This is a genomic window from Neisseria sp. HMSC067H09, from assembly GCF_001814135.1.
GTDB lineage: Bacteria > Pseudomonadota > Gammaproteobacteria > Burkholderiales > Neisseriaceae > Neisseria.
In genome coordinates this window covers 1-17,136 of sequence record NZ_KV814894.1, presented here as the reverse complement: position 1 = coordinate 17,136, position 17,136 = coordinate 1, and the positions used below count along the sequence as shown (strand labels likewise).

The 17,136-nt window shown below is 50.4% G+C and carries 14 protein-coding genes; 6 read left to right on the top strand and 8 right to left on the bottom strand.

Annotated features, from left to right (window positions below):
* Positions 1–276: 276 nt before the first annotated feature.
* Positions 277–2,115 (bottom strand): glutamine--fructose-6-phosphate transaminase (isomerizing), encoded by a 1,839-nt coding sequence (gene glmS, locus HMPREF2954_RS03990; protein ID WP_045074332.1) that lies wholly within the window; start codon positions 2,113–2,115, stop codon positions 277–279.
* A gap of 519 nt (positions 2,116–2,634) precedes the next feature.
* Between glmS and gdhA the strand changes: the two genes are divergently transcribed.
* The 3 genes from gdhA (at position 2,635) to HMPREF2954_RS03975 (ending at position 6,524) form a co-directional block, all read left to right on the top strand.
* The gene (gdhA, locus tag HMPREF2954_RS03985; protein ID WP_039406668.1) at positions 2,635–3,972 is read left to right on the top strand and encodes an NADP-specific glutamate dehydrogenase; all 1,338 of its coding nucleotides are present in this window, start codon (positions 2,635–2,637) and stop codon (positions 3,970–3,972) included.
* 139 nt (positions 3,973–4,111) lie between these two features.
* Positions 4,112–5,473, top strand: coding sequence for a M16 family metallopeptidase (locus HMPREF2954_RS03980; protein WP_045074329.1), 1,362 nt, complete (start codon positions 4,112–4,114; stop codon positions 5,471–5,473).
* Between the two features lie 136 nt (positions 5,474–5,609).
* Positions 5,610–6,524 carry a patatin-like phospholipase family protein gene (locus HMPREF2954_RS03975; protein WP_045074326.1) on the top strand — a complete coding sequence of 305 codons (915 nt, stop codon included), beginning with the start codon at positions 5,610–5,612 and terminating at the stop codon, positions 6,522–6,524.
* Between the two features lie 336 nt (positions 6,525–6,860).
* Here HMPREF2954_RS03975 and ccsB read toward each other — a convergent pair whose 3' ends face one another.
* The 3 genes from ccsB to HMPREF2954_RS03960 all read right to left on the bottom strand — a co-directional run bounded on the left by ccsB (position 6,861) and on the right by HMPREF2954_RS03960 (position 10,926).
* Entirely contained in the window at positions 6,861–8,048 is a 1,188-nt protein-coding gene (gene ccsB, locus HMPREF2954_RS03970) for a c-type cytochrome biogenesis protein CcsB (RefSeq protein WP_045073541.1), read from the bottom strand.
* The gene (locus HMPREF2954_RS03965; RefSeq protein WP_045073620.1) at positions 8,038–9,993 is read right to left on the bottom strand and encodes a cytochrome c biogenesis protein ResB; all 1,956 of its coding nucleotides are present in this window, start codon (positions 9,991–9,993) and stop codon (positions 8,038–8,040) included. The genes ccsB and HMPREF2954_RS03965 overlap by 11 nt, the downstream gene beginning before the upstream one ends.
* Positions 9,994–10,299: 306 nt before the next feature.
* Complete coding sequence (locus HMPREF2954_RS03960) at positions 10,300–10,926, bottom strand: c-type cytochrome (protein ID WP_003759506.1); 627 nt, start codon at positions 10,924–10,926, stop codon at positions 10,300–10,302.
* 200 nt (positions 10,927–11,126) lie between these two features.
* Between HMPREF2954_RS03960 and yihA the strand changes: the two genes are divergently transcribed.
* Positions 11,127–11,780 carry a ribosome biogenesis GTP-binding protein YihA/YsxC gene (yihA, locus tag HMPREF2954_RS03955; RefSeq protein ID WP_045073544.1) on the top strand — a complete coding sequence of 218 codons (654 nt, stop codon included), beginning with the start codon at positions 11,127–11,129 and terminating at the stop codon, positions 11,778–11,780.
* A 245-nt stretch (positions 11,781–12,025) separates the two neighbouring features.
* Here yihA and HMPREF2954_RS03950 read toward each other — a convergent pair whose 3' ends face one another.
* The 4 genes from HMPREF2954_RS03950 to HMPREF2954_RS03935 all read right to left on the bottom strand — a co-directional run bounded on the left by HMPREF2954_RS03950 (position 12,026) and on the right by HMPREF2954_RS03935 (position 15,083).
* A complete protein-coding gene (locus HMPREF2954_RS03950) occupies positions 12,026–12,463 on the bottom strand; it encodes an ExbD/TolR family protein (RefSeq protein ID WP_039406683.1) in 438 nt (145 codons plus the stop codon).
* Positions 12,464–12,466: 3 nt separating this feature from the next.
* Complete coding sequence (locus tag HMPREF2954_RS03945; RefSeq protein ID WP_039406686.1) at positions 12,467–13,126, bottom strand: MotA/TolQ/ExbB proton channel family protein; 660 nt, start codon at positions 13,124–13,126, stop codon at positions 12,467–12,469.
* 69 nt (positions 13,127–13,195) lie between these two features.
* Complete coding sequence (locus HMPREF2954_RS03940; RefSeq protein ID WP_045073547.1) at positions 13,196–14,125, bottom strand: TonB family protein; 930 nt, start codon at positions 14,123–14,125, stop codon at positions 13,196–13,198.
* 493 nt (positions 14,126–14,618) lie between these two features.
* Positions 14,619–15,083: an Rrf2 family transcriptional regulator gene (locus HMPREF2954_RS03935; protein ID WP_039406692.1), complete on the bottom strand. Its 465-nt coding sequence runs from the start codon at positions 15,081–15,083 to the stop codon at positions 14,619–14,621.
* Positions 15,084–15,252: 169 nt separating this feature from the next.
* Between HMPREF2954_RS03935 and HMPREF2954_RS03930 the strand changes: the two genes are divergently transcribed.
* Positions 15,253–15,633, top strand: a complete 381-nt coding sequence (locus HMPREF2954_RS03930) for a hemerythrin domain-containing protein (protein ID WP_045073551.1) — start codon at positions 15,253–15,255, stop codon at positions 15,631–15,633.
* Positions 15,634–15,744: 111 nt separating this feature from the next.
* Complete coding sequence (locus tag HMPREF2954_RS03925; RefSeq protein ID WP_045073553.1) at positions 15,745–16,902, top strand: NnrS family protein; 1,158 nt, start codon at positions 15,745–15,747, stop codon at positions 16,900–16,902.
* Positions 16,903–17,136 lie beyond the last annotated feature (234 nt).

Genomic DNA, 17,136 nt, shown 5'->3' with positions numbered 1-17,136 from the left:
CGTTTTTTCAGACGACCTTCTTTCAATCTCAAATCTGCCCTCTTAATCAGCGTAGGAAATGAATTAAGATACCGTCAAAGCAAACCGTAGCGCGGGTTCTACCCGCGAAACAGATGCAAGGTCAACTGTCCGATTCAGACTGACGGATAACAGACTTCGCGGGCAAAGCCCACGCTACGGGTTCGGTTTATCCAAAGCGCGCGTCGATTTAAAAAAGGTCGTCTGAAAACTTGAGAATCCAGTTTTCAGACGACCTTTTACCGTTCAAATCGGGCTTTATTCAACCGTAACCGATTTCGCCAGGTTGCGCGGTTTGTCTACGTCCGTGCCGCGTGCGAGGGCGGCGTGGTAGGACAAGAGCTGCACGGGGATGGTGTGCACGATTGGCGAGAGTACGCCGACGTGGCGCGGGGCGCGGATGACGTGCACGCCGTCGGTGGCGTTGAAATTGCTGTCCAAATCGGCGAAGACGAAGAGTTCGCCGCCGCGTGCGCCGACTTCCTGCATATTGGCTTTGACTTTGTCCAACAAGCCGTCGTTCGGCGCGATGACGACGACGGGCATGTTTTCGTCCACCAATGCCAACGGGCCGTGTTTCAATTCGCCTGCGGGATAGGCTTCGGCGTGGATGTAGGTGATTTCTTTCAGCTTCAACGCGCCTTCGAGGGCAATCGGGAAGTGGATGCCGCGGCCTAAAAACAGTGCGCTGTTTTTCTTGGCGAATTTTTGCGCCCATGCGGCAATTTGCGGCTCAAGGTTGAGAACGTGTTGGATGCTGCCGGGCAGTTGGCGCAGTTCTTCGACGTATTCGCTCGCTTTTTCGGCGGAAACCAAACCGCGCTGTTTGCCCAGCGTCACCGCCAAGCCAAACAATACAACCAGTTGCGTGGTGAACGCTTTGGTGGAGGCGACACCGATTTCTGCACCGGCGCGGGTGTACAGCACCAATTCGCTTTCGCGCGGCAGGGCAGATTCCATGACGTTGCAGATAGACAGGCTGTGTTTGTGCCCTAAGGATTTCGCGTATTTCAGGGCTTCCATCGTGTCCAAGGTTTCGCCGGATTGGGAGATGGTGATGATCAGTTGTTTCGGATCGGCAATCACGTCGCGGTAGCGGTATTCGCTGGCGATTTCGACATCGGTCGGGATTTTGGCGATGGATTCGAGCCAGTATTTGGCGGTCAGCGCGGCGTAGTAGGACGTGCCGCAGGCGAGGATTTTGATGCTGTGGATGTCATCGAACACTTCGCGTGCGTTCGCGCCGAAGTTTTCGGGTTCGAAGCCGCCGTCAAGGAAGACTTCGGCGGTATCGGCGATGGCGCGCGGCTGCTCGTGGATTTCTTTCTGCATGAAGTGGCTGTATGGGCCCAATTCCAGTGAAGCGAGCGACAGTTCGGATACTTTGACGGTGCGTTGGGTTTCGGCACCAGTCTTGTCGATCAATTTGTCGATACCGTTCGCACTCAATACGGCGATGTCGCCGTCTTCCAAATAGGCGATGCGGCGGGTAAAGGCGATGACGGCGGACACGTCGGAGGCGATGAAGGTTTCTTGGTCGCCCAATGCCACCAAGAGCGGGCAGCCCATGCGTGCGACCACCATTTCTTCAGGTTTGTCCTGCGCCATCACGGCGATGGCGTACGCGCCGTGGAAACGGGCGGTGGCAGCGCGGACGGCTTCAAACAGTTTGCCGCCGTTTTGGGTGTATTCGTGATTGACACTGTGAGCGATGACTTCGGTGTCGGTTTGCGATTCGAAGGTGTAACCCAAGGCTTTGAGGCGTTCGCGTTCGGCTTCGAAGTTTTCGATGATGCCGTTGTGGACGACGGCAATCATGCCGCCGGAGATGTGGGGGTGGGCGTTGGGTTCGGTCACGCCGCCGTGGGTCGCCCAGCGGGTATGGCCGATGCCGATATGGCCGAACACGCCTTTTTCGCGCGCGGCGTCCTCCATCAGCTGCACGCGGCCGACACGGCGCACGCGTTTGATTTTGCCATCCATATTCACGGCGATACCCGACGAGTCGTAGCCCCGATATTCAAGGCGTTTGAGACCGTCGGTCAGAAAATCGACTACATTGTGATTGGCGCGGATAGCGCCGACGATACCGCACATATAAGTTCCTTAGTATCTAAAGTTGAAAAAAGACAAGACGCCGGCTTCCGTACGCCTTGCCCGCACATTATATCAGAGCGAAATATATCATACTGAATTATAAGGGGTAGCTTTAGAAAGCTGACTACATCCTTTACCTAGACATCTATTTAATAACAAGGTTCATCTTTCAATATGTTATTTTCCTTCTTACCCTGTTTTCCAAGGGTAATTTTCGTAAAATTGTTGACAATATTGACCGTTTTCACATGAAATTTTGCGCTGAATCGAATTTTTTACACTCTCTCGTTTCAAATTTCTAGTTTAATTACTTAGAATATATAACCAATTTATTTTAAAATTATGGAATTTTCAAAAATATTTTTATATTTTATTGGCTATATATACCAAATAATAAAATTCTCAAAAAAATAATGTCAACAATTTTCATCAAAACCGCTTGGCAGGCAAAAAAATTAGGTTTATATTGCTTTCCACAAATTCATCATCCTTTCCAATCTAATCCACAGGGAGCATAAAATGACCGATTTGAACGCCTTGTTTGCCAACCTCAAACAACGTAACCCCAATCAAGAGCCGTTTCACCAAGCGGTTGAAGAAGTATTCATGAGCTTGGGCCCGTTTTTGGCAAAAAACCCGAAATACACCCAACAAAACCTGCTTGAACGCATCGTCGAACCTGAGCGCGTCATTATGTTCCGCGTCACTTGGGTGGACGACAAAGGACAAGTCCAAGTCAACCGCGGCTACCGTATTCAAATGAGCTCCGCCATCGGCCCTTACAAAGGCGGCTTGCGTTTCCACCCGACCGTCGATTTGGGCGTATTGAAATTCCTCGCCTTTGAACAAGTGTTCAAAAACGCCTTGACCACCCTGCCTATGGGCGGCGGTAAAGGCGGTTCCGACTTCGACCCCAAAGGCAAATCCGACGCCGAAGTGATGCGTTTCTGCCAAGCCTTTATGAACGAACTCTACCGCCACATCGGCCCGAACACCGACGTACCTGCGGGCGACATCGGCGTAGGCGGCCGCGAAATCGGCTTCCTCTTCGGTCAATACAAAAAAATCCGCAACGAATTTGCCTCCGTCCTGACCGGCAAAGGCCTCGAATGGGGCGGCAGCCTTATCCGTCCCGAAGCGACCGGCTACGGCACCGTGTACTTCGCCCAATCCATGCTGCAAACGCGCGGCGATTCGATTGAAGGCAAACGCGTGCTGATTTCCGGCTCCGGCAACGTCGCACAATACGCCGCCGAAAAAGCCATCCAACTGGGTGCGAAAGTGCTGACCGTTTCCGACTCCAACGGCTTCGTCCTCTTCCCCGATAGCGGCATGACCGAAGACCAACTCGCCGCGCTTATCGAGCTGAAAGAAGTCCGTCGCGAACGTGTTTCCACCTATGCCAAAGAACAAGGTTTGAAATACTTTGAAAACCAAAAACCGTGGGGCGTTGCCGCCGAAGTCGCCCTGCCCTGCGCGACCCAAAACGAATTGGACGAAGAAGCCGCCAAAACCTTGCTGGCAAACGGCTGCTACGTCGTTGCCGAAGGTGCGAACATGCCTTCTACTTTGGGCGCGGTCGAGCAGTTCGTCAAAGCGGGCATCCTGTATGCGCCGGGCAAAGCCTCCAACGCCGGCGGCGTGGCAACTTCAGGCTTGGAAATGAGCCAAAACGCCGTCCGTCTGGCTTGGAGCCGCGAAGAAGTCGACCAACGCCTATTCGACATCATGCAAAGCATCCACGAATCCTGCCTGAAATACGGCACTGAAAACGGTAAAACCAACTACGTCAACGGTGCGAACATCGCCGGTTTCGTCAAAGTCGCCGATGCGATGCTGGCGCAAGGCATTGTGTAAGTCTCATTGTCCTGACTTTAGGATGTGGAAAGGTCGTCTGAAAACCTTGAATCGGGGTTTTCAGACGACCTTTTTTATAGCCTGAGGGCAAATTTATTGTTACAGTCTGTCCATTGCCATTTATTTATTAGGAGCCATTATGCTGAGCCGTTACGTTTTTCTATCTGCCTGCCTCCTCTCTTGCGCCACCTTCGCACAAACCTTGTCCCAAACCCTGCCCAACGGTCTGAAAATCATCGTCAAAGAAGATCGCCGCGCACCTGTCGCCGTTTCTCAAATTTGGTACAAAGTCGGCAGCGTGGATGAGAAACCGGGCAAAAGCGGATTAAGCCACGCCTTAGAACACATGATGTTCAAAGGTACGCCTTCCGTACCATCAGGCGAATACAGCAGCCGCATCGCCCGTTTGGGCGGCGATGACAATGCCTATACCAACCGCAGCGAAACGGTATATTACGCCAATATCGCCTCTGCCAACTTGCCCGAAGTCCTCAAACTTGAAGCCGACCGGATGCACAACCTCAATTTCAGCGATAAAGAGTTCGCTAACGAAATGAACGTTATCCGAGAAGAACGCCGCCAGCGTACAGAAGACGATGCCGGCGGGAAGATGTGGGAGCAAATCTACCTGAACAGCTTCACCCTACCCTCCATGAAAGCCTCCGTTATCGGCTATATGGAAGACCTGCACACCTTGCGTGCCGACGATTTGCGTGCTTGGTACAAACAATTTTACGCACCCAATAATGCCGTTTTGGTCATCGTCGGCGATGTCGATGCCAAACAGACCCTGCGCACGGCGGCAGGATTGTTCGGCAAAATACCGCGTAAATCTTTGCCTGAACGGAACAACCTGAAAGCCGAACCGGTCAAACGCGCCCCTTCCTTTGCCCAAGCTTCCTCTCCCGTAACCCGTCAACCGTTGGTTGCCACCAGCTGGCGCGTTCCCGCCCTCTCCCGCCTTAACGACAAGCTGCCTTACGCCTTGGATGTCCTGACCGACGTTTTGGCGGGCAACACCTCCAGCCGTTTGGACAAAAACCTCGTACGCGGTAAACAGACCGCATTAAGCGCAAATGCCCATTACGACCTGCTCAGCCGCGAAATGCCGCTTTTCGGTGTATTTGGAATGCCTGCTGAAAACGTATCCGCAGAAACCCTGCTTACGCAGATGAAGTCCGAAATCAAAGACATCGCCGACAACGGCATCAGCAAAGAAGAACTCGACCGCATCAAAGCACAGGCATTGGCGGGGGAAATCTACGCGCGCGACTCTATGGTTTCACAAGCTTCGCTGATGGGTCGTTTGGAAGCGCGCGGGTTCAAATATTCCGATGAAGCCGCAATCCGCCGCCGCATACAGGCCATAACCGCCGAAGAAGTACAACAAGCCGCACAAATGCTGACGGACGACCGTTCAAGTACCGTCATCATCATGCCGGAAACCGCCCCTCCCGCACCGGCAGACTATACGGCAGTAAAAAAGCCTGAAAAACAATGACAAACCGTTTTCAGACGACCTCTTGCTGTGCGATAATGCCAAACGATAATATCTTAACGTAACCGATAAGATAAAATTTACCGTGTTCCATTATCACCCTGGCAAAACATCCTTCTTACACAGAGGTCGTCTGAAAATGAAATCCTCCTTTTCCTCCGTTTTCCGTACCGCGCTGACCGTCTCTTCCGTTCTGATCCTCAGTGCGTGTCCAAGCAACACTTCCCCCGTCAACCCGCCGCGGCACAACACCCAAATCACCCCTCCCCCCAAACCGCAGGCAGTCGTTGCTTTAGCACTCGGCGGCGGCGCATCCAAAGGGTTTGCCCATATCGGCATCATCAAAGCCCTCAAACAAAACGGCATCCCCGTCAAAATCGTTACCGGTACGTCGGCAGGCGCCATCGTCGGCAGCCTGTATGCCTCCGGCGCAAGTCCCGACCGTTTGGAATTGGAAGCCGAAATTCTCGGCTCAACCGATTTGGTCGATCTGACCCTATCCACCAGCGGCTTTATCAAAGGACAAAAACTGCAAGACTACATCAACCGCAAAGTCGGCAATCGCCCGATTCAAGACTTCCCGATTAAATTCGCCGCCGTCGCCACCGACTTCGAATCTTCCAAAGCCGTCGCCTTCAACCGCGGCAATGCCGGACAGGCAGTCCGCGCATCCGCCGCCATCCCCAACGTGTTCCAACCCGTCCTGATCGGCGGCCGTCGATACGTTGACGGCGGACTGACCCAGCCCGTACCCGTCAGCGCGGCAAAAAAACAGGGAGCAAACTTCATCATCGCCGTTGATATTTCCGACAGGCCGTCTAAAAACCTCAAACAAGGCTTTTTCTCCTACCTCGACCAATCCATCAACGTCATGTCGCAATCTGCCCTGCAACATGAATTAAGCCAAGCAAATGTCGTCATCCATCCCCAAGTCTTGGACTTAGGCGCGGTCGGCGGCTTCAGCCAAAAACAACGTGCCATTGCCGAGGGAGAACGTGCCGCGAAAGCCGCCATTCCTGAAATACGGCGCAAACTGGCAGCTTACCGCTACTAAGCCTTTAGTGCTTTATGCAAAGAAAAGGTCGTCTGAAAATATAAAACTATTTTTAGACGACCTCTGTTTAAGGGAGCTGGCATACTCCCTTTTTTCTTACGGGTGCGATCTCTGTTTTATAGTGGATTAAATTTAAATCAGGACAAGGCGACAAAACCGCAGACAGTACAGATAGTACGGCAAGGCGAGGCAACGCCGTACTGGTTTAAAGTTAATCCACTATAAACCGAAGCTATCAAAGCAAAAGGGGGACAAGCATGCCCTGTATTTTCAAAAAAGGTCGTCTGAAAACCATATAAGCTTTTCAGACGACCTTTCTTTATTGTGCTTTGACGCTTACAAGGTGCCGTAAGAGTGCAGGCCACTCAGGAACATGTTGACGCCGATGAAGGCGAAGGCGGTAACGAACAATCCGATGACTGCCCACCATGCGAGGATTTTGCCGCGCCAGCCTGCGACGAGGCGCAGGTGCAGCCAGACGGCGTAGTTGAGCCAGACGATGAATGCCCAAGTTTCTTTCGGGTCCCAGCTCCAGTAGCGTCCCCATGCGTCGGCAGCCCACAGTGCGCCGAGGATGGTGGCGATGGTGAAGAACAGAAAGCCGACGGCGATGGCTTTATACATGACTTCTTCGATGACTTGCGAATGCGGCAGCCATGATTTTTTGCCGGCGTTTTCGTTTCTCAACGCCCAAAGTTCGGCGATGCCGAGCATGGCGGCGATACAGAATGCGCCGTAGCCGATGAAGTTGGCGGGGACGTGGATTTTCATCCACCATGATTGCAGGGCGGGAATCAGGGGTTGGATGGTGTGTGCTTCGCGGGAAAAGCTGTACCAAAGGACGAAGCCGACAACGATCGCCATGAAGCTGAAGACAAAACCGCCGAGTTTTTGTACGGCGAAACGGGCTTCGTAGTAGAGGTACATCAGGGCGGTGATGACGAGGAAGAGGATGAAGACTTCGTAGAGGTTGGAAACGGGGATGTGTCCTGCGTCAGGGCGCAGGAGGTAGCTTTCGTGCCAGCGCACTAGAAGTCCGGTAAAGCCTGCGACGGCAGACACCCAGGCGAATACGGAACCCATACCGAGCAGGGTGTTGGTGGCGACGTTTTTGCGTTGTGCCAGTACGGCGCCGGTGATGTAGGCGAAGAGTGCGAAGAAGACGAAGGCGCATTGCCACATAATCGCGGACTGGCTGCTGAGGAAGTATTTGAGCAGGAAGTCGTCGGCGTGTTTGATTTCGCCATCGTAGAGCATGACGGCGCCGTATGCGAGGACGGCACACAAAGGTACAAACCAGCGCATGGGTTTGAAAAACCAGCCTAAAAAGACGGTAATGCCCGCGCTTGCCCACAAAATCACCATTTCGTAGATGTCCATGGTGTGCTGGATGCGGGTTTGGGCGAAGAATGCGCCGGCTGCGGTCAGGAGGGCGAATATGCAGTCGACCGTATTCAGGGACTTGAGGAACGATTTGTGCGTCAGCAGCTCGTGTTCGGGTAGGGGGTTATGGTTATGCGTCATGGTTCAAATCTTTCGCCAGTCGTTGCAGGCTTTGTGTATGTTGCGGAAACTCTTTTTGCAGGTCGCGCTCGTTGCGGCTGGAAGACATGGCAAAGCGGATGCGGTCGTCTGAAAACAAAACCCACGCACGTTTCTCGCGGATGTAGAACATAAATATCGTGCCGAGAACCAGCAAAACAGAGCCTAAATAGACTAAAAATGCACCGGGCGAACGGGTCATTTGCAAGCCGGAAGAGCGGACTTCTTCAAAGCCGTCCAGTTGCAGGAGCATGGGTGCGGGATATTCGGTCAGGCCGGTATAGGCGTCCATACTGTGCAGCAGGAAGCGGTTGCGCGCTTCGTCTTGAGGCCACTCGGTCAGCTTGTATTTTTGGATGGTTTCTTCCAATACGGCATTCATGACACCAAACAGCATTTCGTAAAAATATCCCTGCATTTTTTCCTGCTGCTCTTTGGGGATGTTTTTAGTGATAAATTCGTCCAACGCCAAATAGCCGCCTTTCGCAAAAATGCCCAAGGTGTTTTCGGCGGCAAGGGTAAATTGCTCGCGGATGTTTTCGGGCGCGTTCAAGGTGGCGTTTTGGATGACGGTTTTGCGTGCGGTTTCGTCTTTCAAGAGTTCGCGCATTGCCATGAAGGTATCGGGTTTGGACGTTCTATCGGCAGGAATGCGCAACCAACGGTATTGTTGTTCCAGACCTGTGCGCGTGCCGGTAATGAAGAAATAATCCTGTTCTTGTTTAACAGGCAGCATGTAGTTTTTATATTCCACAGCCTGACCCGCTTTGTCGCGGATTCGGTAAACAACGGACGGGCCGATGTTGGTATATTTTTTGTTCTCTTGGGACACGGCGCGTACGTCGTTAATCGCAGATTGTAGGGTTTGCTCTTTTTCAGACGACTTGCCCATGTCTTCTACGTTCATAGACGTGAATTGGTCAAACTCCAGTTTGTAGGACGTATTGCCGATGTCGAGCGGGAAATCGCGCATAGACGTCGCCCTGAGCGTTACCGGTTCGCGGCTTGAGTTGCCCAAATTCCAGGCTTTAAATTTCAAATCGGAGCCGCCGTCGGCAAAGCTCGCTTGATAGATGGTGATACCGTGCAGTGTCAGCGGATGGTTGACGCGGATGGTGTGTTCGGATTTTTTGCCGCTTTCCTTGTCGGTAATTTCCAAATCGCTGGCAAAATCACGCGGCATCCCGGTATTGTAAAAGTCGATGTGGAATTTCTTCAGCTTCACGTCAAACGGCAAATCCTGAACCAGCATCCCGTTGTCGGCATTGAGGAAGACCACGTCCGCGCTTTGCCCTTCGGTAATGTTCACATTGCCGCGGAACGACAGGTTCGACGTACCCAAAATGCTTTCCGGTTTGAAGTCTTTGGCATAGACGGAATGATTGTCCGGTACGACGCGTCCGGTCAGCATACCGATTTTCAGCAGAAGGTTGCTGTCTATCAAGCCGCCCAAGCAAATCACAATCAGCGCGGTATGGGCAAAAATATAGCCCCACTTGTTCATCGCCCCTTTTTTGGCGGCAACCAAAACCGATCCGTCTTCGCGCGTTACGGTTTTGCAGCTGAAACCTTGTACTTCGAGATAACGCTGGGCGATTTCAGACGACATCTTGCCTTCCAAAACGGTCGAATGGCGCATCGCTGCCAATGATTTTTCTTTGGCGTTTTCACGGAATGATTTGATTTCACGAAGGAAAGGCGGAACATTGCGAATCAGACACAAGCTGGTCGATATCACCAAAAACATCATGATGACCACAAACCAAGCGGACGCATAAACATCGTACAAGCCTAAAAAGTTGAAAATCTGTGACCAAAACGGGCCGAATTTCACGACATAATTGACCTGCGGCTGGTTTTGCTGCAACACCGTCCCGATAACCGAAGCGACGCCCAAAAGGCTGAGCAAGGCAACGGCAAAACGCATGGAGCTTAAAAAAGCGAACCAAGGTTTGTGGATAAGGGGGACGGATGAAGGGGATTTGCTCATAGCGGTTTGATTTGATAAAGAATACGGGGAAGGTCGGGATTCGGAAGAGACCCGATTATCGAACGGCACGAAAAATAGACATGATGGGGCAAAAAGCCAAAGGCTGCCATTTGAAAATACTTATTGCCTCAAAAGCGGCGGCATACCATCGCACAAGGTCGTCTGAAAACAACCGCCCGAGGGCAAGCGTTTTCAGACGACCTTGATATTCACATCATCCGCAAACAGACGGATTGATAGGAATCAATGCAGACCTTGGATGAAGTTGGAAACCGCATTCAACTCTTCTTCGGTCAGGCGTTTGGCAATATCTTCCATAATCGCGTTTTTGCGTTGTCCGGATTTATAAGCCTTCATTTGATCGACCACATAAGACATATGTTGGCCGCCTAAGCGCGGATATGCGCCGATTTCGGTACCGCCGCCCGGAATGCCCGCGCCGCTGGGGCCGTGGCAGGACATACAGGCAGGAACTTTTTTATCCACCAAACCGCCTCGGTAGATTTTGCCGCCCAAAACAGGATCATTTTGTTTCGGGTTAGCCTCGCCGGATTTGGCCTGTTGTTTGGCATAGAATGCAGATACATTCAGGATGTCTTGCTCGGACAGGTTCATCACCATAGGTTTCATCACAGCGGCGGAACCGTTTGTACGTTTGCCTTCTTTAATATCCAAGGTTTGACGGTAGATATAGGCACTGTGTTGCGCGGCGAGCTTGGGATACATGGCGATGCCGCTGTTGCCGTCCGCCGCATGACATGCCGCACAAATGGTAGTAGCCACTTCTTTGCCTTTTGCAATATCCGCTTTCGGGGCAGCGACAGCCGCGCCGGCAGCCAAAACCAAGGCCGCTAAAGTCAATCGTTTCATGGAGTGCTCCTGATTACAGCATTGCATACCGCGACAATGCCTTTTTTATACTCAAAACGCCGGATAAATTTTACCCGATAAAAACCGATAATTCTATAAACGTGCTATTCTATACTAGATTTACATTAAATTACTACCATGTTTCGCAACATGGACACGGCAAATTCTGCCACTCCATCCTAGGAAACAAGGAAATACGGATGAACCTCTTTCAGAACGCCAAATTCTTCACCACCGTCAACCATCTCAAAGACCTGCCCGACACGCCCGCAGAAATCGCATTTGTCGGACGAAGCAACGCAGGCAAATCCAGCGCGATTAATACCCTGACCAATCATGTCCGGCTCGCTTACGTCTCCAAAACGCCGGGTCGAACCCAACACATCAATTTCTTCGAATTGAGCAATGGCAGCTTCATGGTCGATTTGCCGGGTTACGGTTATGCGCAAGTTCCCGAAGCCATCCGTACGCATTGGGTCAAACTCTTGGGCGACTATCTCCAACAACGACGCCAGCTCATCGGCTTGGTGTTGATTATGGATGCGCGCCACCCATTGAAAGAGCTAGATTTGCGGATGCTGGACTTTTTCCATATCACCGGCCGCCCTGTGCATATTTTGTTGTCGAAAGCCGACAAGCTGTCGAAAAACGAGCAAATCAAAACTTTAGGCGCAGTCAAAAAATCTCTCAAGCCCTATATGACCCGTCAACGCATCAGCGTACAACTATTTTCCAGCCTTAAAAAGCAAGGCATAGAAGAAGTCAACCAAGTCGTCGGCGGATGGTTTGCTACGCATCAAGAAGAAATGGACAACTTGAATATCGGAAATCCGGAAAATTCCGAGTCATTGTAATCGGTCGTAGTATGGTCTGCATTGACGGGACGCAAATCCGTACTGTTCCTGTTGTATTTAACACGAAAGGTCGTCTGAAAACGCTTGGTAGTGATTCAGACGACCTTTATCACTTCCCCAGCCTACCACCTGCCCGATGCTTACCTTGTTGAGGAAGATAGCAAAGCAAAGAGTGGCAACCCATTATAAAAAGGTCGTCTGAAAAGCCTTTAGCCTTTCAGACGACCTTTTATCTGCTGATAATCCTATTGCGCCTTAGTTTCAGTTACAAAGCCGATTTTACTGATACCGGCTTCACGCGCAGCTTCGAGCGCCTTATTGACGTATTCGTACTCGACTGCTTTATCAGCCGCAATTGCTACGATCGTATCCGCATTTTCCTGCTTCTCGGTTTTCAAACGTGAAATCACCGTATCAATATCGACTTTAGTCGCAGAATCACCACCGACATAGTAGCTGCCGTTGGCATCTATCGTCAGTCGCAGCGGGTCTTTAGGCTGCTTTTCCTTCTGCTTTGCCGCTTTTTCCGAAGCGGTCGGCAATTCCAAAGGAATCGAGTGGGTCAATACGGGCATGGTGATCATGAAAACGATCAACAACACCAGCATAACATCGACCAAAGGCGTAACGTTGATGTCCGACATCGGCGCGTCATCGCCGGAATTCATTGAGCCGAATGCCATAATTTAGTCCTTTTGATTCAACAGGCGGACGTGTAAATCGTGTGCGAAAGCGTCCATATCTTGAGAGAGGGTTTTCTTACCGCGATTGAGGAAGTTGTACGCCAAAACAGCAGGAATGGCAACAAACAAACCGGCAGCAGTAGATACCAACGCCTCACCAATCGGACCGGCAACGGCAGCAATACTCATTTGTCCGCTTTGACCGATATTGATTAAAGCATGGTAAATTCCCCAAACCGTACCGAATAAGCCGATAAATGGAGCGGTTGCACCAATGGATGCCAAAGCAGTCATACCGTAGTCAAACTGGCGCATGGCTTGCTCCATACTGTTTCGGATCTGAATGACGAGGTATTCGTTCAAAGGCAGTTCGGTAGTAAGTGTTTTCGCATTGCTTTGACGATAGCTTTGGTAGGCACGCAGGGATTCGTCCGCCACACGGCTCATCGGTGAATCAATGCTTTTCACTTTTTGTACCGCTTCCGACAGCGTAAAAGCATTTAGCATTTGCGTTTTTACTTCAGCATTGGCACTTTTGGCTTTTTTCAGTTTGATAGTGCGCAGGATAATCAGGCACCAAGTAACAATGCTCATCACCAGCATCAGTACGAATACACTAATCAGGACGAAATCGCCTGACTCAAACACTAATTTCAAATCCATAATTTTTCCAGATTAAAAATAAAATTAAAAAATTTCTTTTTTGTCAAAATACAGGTAATTCGCGTTCATTTACTGAAGTTGGAAATTAATTTTACCCCGGTATTCTGTCAAACGGTTTGTAGGGTATCTGCTGCCGGCGGCAGTAGCTGCCTTCCTTGCTGCATTATCCAAACGTTGGAATCCGCTACTTTTAGTTACGGTAACTTTTACAACCTTACCACCGGGCTGAACAAGAATAGATAAATGAACTACTCCTTCCTCCCCATTTTCTAGAGAGAGGGGTGGGTAAGCCGGGGTAGGCAGGAAACCTTTATCTACGACAGCAGGAGGGCCACCGCTTCCACCTCCTGCACCTCCGCCGCTACCGGTACCTGATCCATGCTCACCTTTGGCACCGCCACTGCCTGATCCACTGCCCTCACCGCGTCCGCTGCCGGTACCTTTCGTACCGCCACCACTTCCTTTACCCTCACCGTGAAGGGCCTTACCTTCTCCACTGCCTTTTCCGTTTTCCGCAGTATTCGGACCGGTTTTAGTACCGGTGTATTCCGAAGCTTGAGGTGCAGGCTTAGATTCTGTTTTAGGTTCAGGCTTAGGCTCTGGGCGTGGCTCCGGTTTAGGCTCAGGTTTGGGTTCCGGCTTAGGTTCAGGTTTCGGTTTTTCAACCGGCTTCGGCTTCTCTTTAGGCTGCTGGATATCAGCATCCTCTTTTTTCGTCACCACCGGCTTGATAACAGGCTTTGTAGGCTCAACCGGCTTGGGTTTCGGTTTTGGCTTTTCAGGCTCAGGGATCTTTTCCGGAGCCGCCGGCGCACCTTCGCCCTCAGGACTACCGTCTCCACCACCATCGCCGCCCAAATCTGCCAAATCGACAAACTCAATATTCATCATTTCCGGCACAGGCGGCTTGTGTGCCTGCCATAACAACGCGACCAAACCCGCGTGGATCAAAACCACCGAGATGACGACAGAAGGAGTTAAAATTCGTTCTTTATTCATAATCAACGCATGATAATAGCAACAATTTGTGTTTGCAACCCATTTTTACATTTGTTTTTTAGTGAATATCCATTTAAAAATATTTCCTCATTTTAATATCATACGCATGATTTTTTGATATTGCTATTCATTATCATAGCAGGCAAAAGAAAAAGAGGACTTAATGCCTCAGTTGATTGGATTAGAATGTATTTAATGAAAAAAGTTCATCATCTAACCAGATTACGAACAAAAAAATCACAATAACGAAACAAATTTAATGATATACAAATATATCTGATTGCGGCTTATTTTTTTCAGGCTTATTTTAGTCACTACAAATAGGAAACCCATGGAAATGGAAAGAAAATTTTTTACCTAGATTGGGTGATAAGCTGCCTGAAATAAAAACCTTACCTGTTCAAAATGTTACAATCATCAGAATAAATCAAATGTCTCCATCTTCGCCTAAGACGCAAACACCTATTGATAACTTAAATTTCATAAAATCGTATCATGCCGACTTATTACTCATTTTTTCTACAAAAATTTCAATTCTCGGCTCATACAACAAATCATAAGTCGGCTTGTTAAGCAAATCCTGCAAAGTAAACCCGTCCAAATGTGCAAAGAAAGCCTTAATCGCTCCGCCCAAAATACCGGCAAGACGGCAGGATGGCGTAATCAGACATTCATTGTTTTCTCCCATGCATTCGACAATCTGCATGGGTTCAAGATGGCGCACGACCGCGCCGACATTGATTTTATCGGGTGTGTCGGCAAGACGTAGTCCGCCTCCTTTACCTCTTATACTGGTCAGAAATCCGCCTTTGACAAGCGCGGTAACGACTTTCATCAAATGACTTTTGGAGATGTTATAGGCTTCGGCAATGGTTCCGATATTGACTAACGAATCGTCGTTTATGGCCGCATAAATCAATACCCGCAGACCATAATCCGTATGTTGCGTCAGATACATGGTTTTCTCTGTTTGAATATATTATTTTTTGGAACGGCGGCAGTGTGTCCTAAGGAGAACTGTCGCCGTTATGTGTTTGACTTTATATATGATTAAGTTTCATAATATCTGAAACATTTGAATTAATCCAGTGCAGTTTGATAATTTATTATCATTATAATCAAATATTATGAAGCCGTTAAAACGCCACCCAGCACTTATCGAACTTTCCCGCGAACACCATCACGCCCTTTCACTCTGCGTCCGCCTCCTGCGCGCGCCCGCTGAAAGCCATCGAACAGAGCTTGAAGCCCATTTCCTTGAATTGGAACCGCATTTTGTCGAAGAAGAAACCATGTTCGCCCCGCATTGGCAGAATATTCCCGTTGCGATGCGCGAACGTTTCGAAGCCGAACACGCCAAACTGCGCAGCATGATGGCAAATCCTGAATATCTTAACGAAGCATGGAACAAAGACTTTGCCGTTACTCTGCGCGACCATGCCCGTTTTGAAGAACGCGAACTGTTTCCCGCAGTCGAGCCGTTTTTGCCGGAACCCGAAGGAATCTGATAAAAAAGGTCGTCTGAAAAGTCCAAAAGCACGATTTTAGCGTTTTCAGACGACCCTCCTGTCCATTCAAACCTAAAACAAACCATTCAAAAAGCAAACCAAGGAACTACCATGACCGCCTTTTTCAAACACCCTGTTTGGGCAATGGCATTCCGCCCGTTTTACTCACTGGCGGCACTATACGGCGCACTCTCCATCCTGCTTTGGGGCTTCGGCTATACGGGTACGCCCGAGTTGTCCAATTTTTATTGGCACGCCCATGAGATGATCTGGGGCTATGCCGGACTCGTCGTCATTGCCTTCCTATTGACCGCCGTTGCCACTTGGACGGGGCAGCCGCCCACGCGCGGCGGCGTTTTGGCAGGATTGACCGCATTTTGGTTGGCAGCAAGGATTGCCGTTTTCATTCCGGGCTGGGGTGCAACCGCCAGCGGCATACTCGGCACGCTGTTTTTTTGGTACGGCGCAGTTTGCATGGCATTGCCCGTCATCCGTTCCAAAAACAAACGCAATTACGTCGCCGTATTCGCTATCGTCGTCCTAGGCTGCACGCATGCCGCATTCCACTTCCAACTGCATGCCGGAAACGCATCTGCACTGCTCAGCGGGCTGCAGTCCGGTCTGATTATGGTCTCAGGCTTTATCGGCCTTATCGGTATGCGGATTATTTCCTTCTTTACCTCCAAACGCCTAAACGTTCCGCAAATCCCCAGTCCGATGTGGGTCGCGCACGCGTCCCTCTGGTTGCCCATGCTGACTGCCATGCTGATGGCGCACCATGCCCTGCCTTGGCTTTCATCTGCTTTTGCCTTTGCAGCGGGCGTGATTTTTACCGTACAGGTTTACCGCTGGTGGTATAAAGCCGTTTTGAAAGAACCGATGCTGTGGATTTTGTTCGCAGGCTATTTGTTCACAGGTTTGGGATTGATTGCCATCGGTGCTTCCTACTTCCACAGCTCTTTCCTTAATCTTGGCGTACATCTCATCGGCGTCGGCGGTATCGGCGTCCTGACATTGGGCATGATGGCGCGCACCGCGCTCGGGCATACCGGCAACTCCATCTATCCGCCACCCAAATCCGTACCCGTCGCCTTTTGGCTGATGATAGCCGCCACTGTCATCCGCATCATTGCAACCTTCGTCAGCGGCACCGGTTACACCCACAGCATCCGCACTTCCGCAGTCTTGTTTGCCCTGTCCTTAATGCTTTACGCATGGAAATACATCCCTTGGCTCATCCGCCCGCGTTTGGACGGCAAGCCGGGTTAATTAAACCAAGTATATTAAACGAAAGGTCGTCTGAAACCTGTTTTAAGGTTTCAGACGACCTTTCGTTTTATCAATCAGACTCCCGTATCCAATACATCATATAGTGGATTAAATTTAAATCAGGACAAGACGACGAAACCGCAGACAGTACAGATAGTACGGCAAGGCGAGGCAACGCTGTACCGGTTTAAAGTTAATCCGAGACCTTTGCAAAAAAGCCTTTCCCCAAACAGC

Excerpts from the sequence above, each read along its gene's own strand:
- glmS (WP_045074332.1), bottom strand. The coding sequence starts at position 2,115 with ATGTGCGGTATCGTCGGCGCTATCCGCGCCAATCACAATGTAGTCGAT.
- HMPREF2954_RS03960 (WP_003759506.1), bottom strand. The coding sequence starts at position 10,926 with ATGAAACGATTGACTTTAGCGGCCTTGGTTTTGGCTGCCGGCGCGGCT.
- HMPREF2954_RS03940 (WP_045073547.1), bottom strand. The coding sequence starts at position 14,125 with ATGAATAAAGAACGAATTTTAACTCCTTCTGTCGTCATCTCGGTGGTT.
- yihA (WP_045073544.1), top strand. The coding sequence starts at position 11,127 with ATGAACCTCTTTCAGAACGCCAAATTCTTCACCACCGTCAACCATCTC.
- HMPREF2954_RS03950 (WP_039406683.1), bottom strand. The coding sequence starts at position 12,463 with ATGGCATTCGGCTCAATGAATTCCGGCGATGACGCGCCGATGTCGGAC.
- HMPREF2954_RS03980 (WP_045074329.1), top strand. The coding sequence starts at position 4,112 with ATGCTGAGCCGTTACGTTTTTCTATCTGCCTGCCTCCTCTCTTGCGCC.
- HMPREF2954_RS03925 (WP_045073553.1), top strand. The coding sequence starts at position 15,745 with ATGACCGCCTTTTTCAAACACCCTGTTTGGGCAATGGCATTCCGCCCG.
- HMPREF2954_RS03965 (WP_045073620.1), bottom strand. The coding sequence starts at position 9,993 with ATGCGTTTTGCCGTTGCCTTGCTCAGCCTTTTGGGCGTCGCTTCGGTT.
- HMPREF2954_RS03930 (WP_045073551.1), top strand. The coding sequence starts at position 15,253 with ATGAAGCCGTTAAAACGCCACCCAGCACTTATCGAACTTTCCCGCGAA.
- HMPREF2954_RS03935 (WP_039406692.1), bottom strand. The coding sequence starts at position 15,083 with ATGTATCTGACGCAACATACGGATTATGGTCTGCGGGTATTGATTTAT.
- ccsB (WP_045073541.1), bottom strand. The coding sequence starts at position 8,048 with ATGACGCATAACCATAACCCCCTACCCGAACACGAGCTGCTGACGCAC.
- gdhA (WP_039406668.1), top strand. The coding sequence starts at position 2,635 with ATGACCGATTTGAACGCCTTGTTTGCCAACCTCAAACAACGTAACCCC.
- HMPREF2954_RS03945 (WP_039406686.1), bottom strand. The coding sequence starts at position 13,126 with ATGGATTTGAAATTAGTGTTTGAGTCAGGCGATTTCGTCCTGATTAGT.
- HMPREF2954_RS03975 (WP_045074326.1), top strand. The coding sequence starts at position 5,610 with ATGAAATCCTCCTTTTCCTCCGTTTTCCGTACCGCGCTGACCGTCTCT.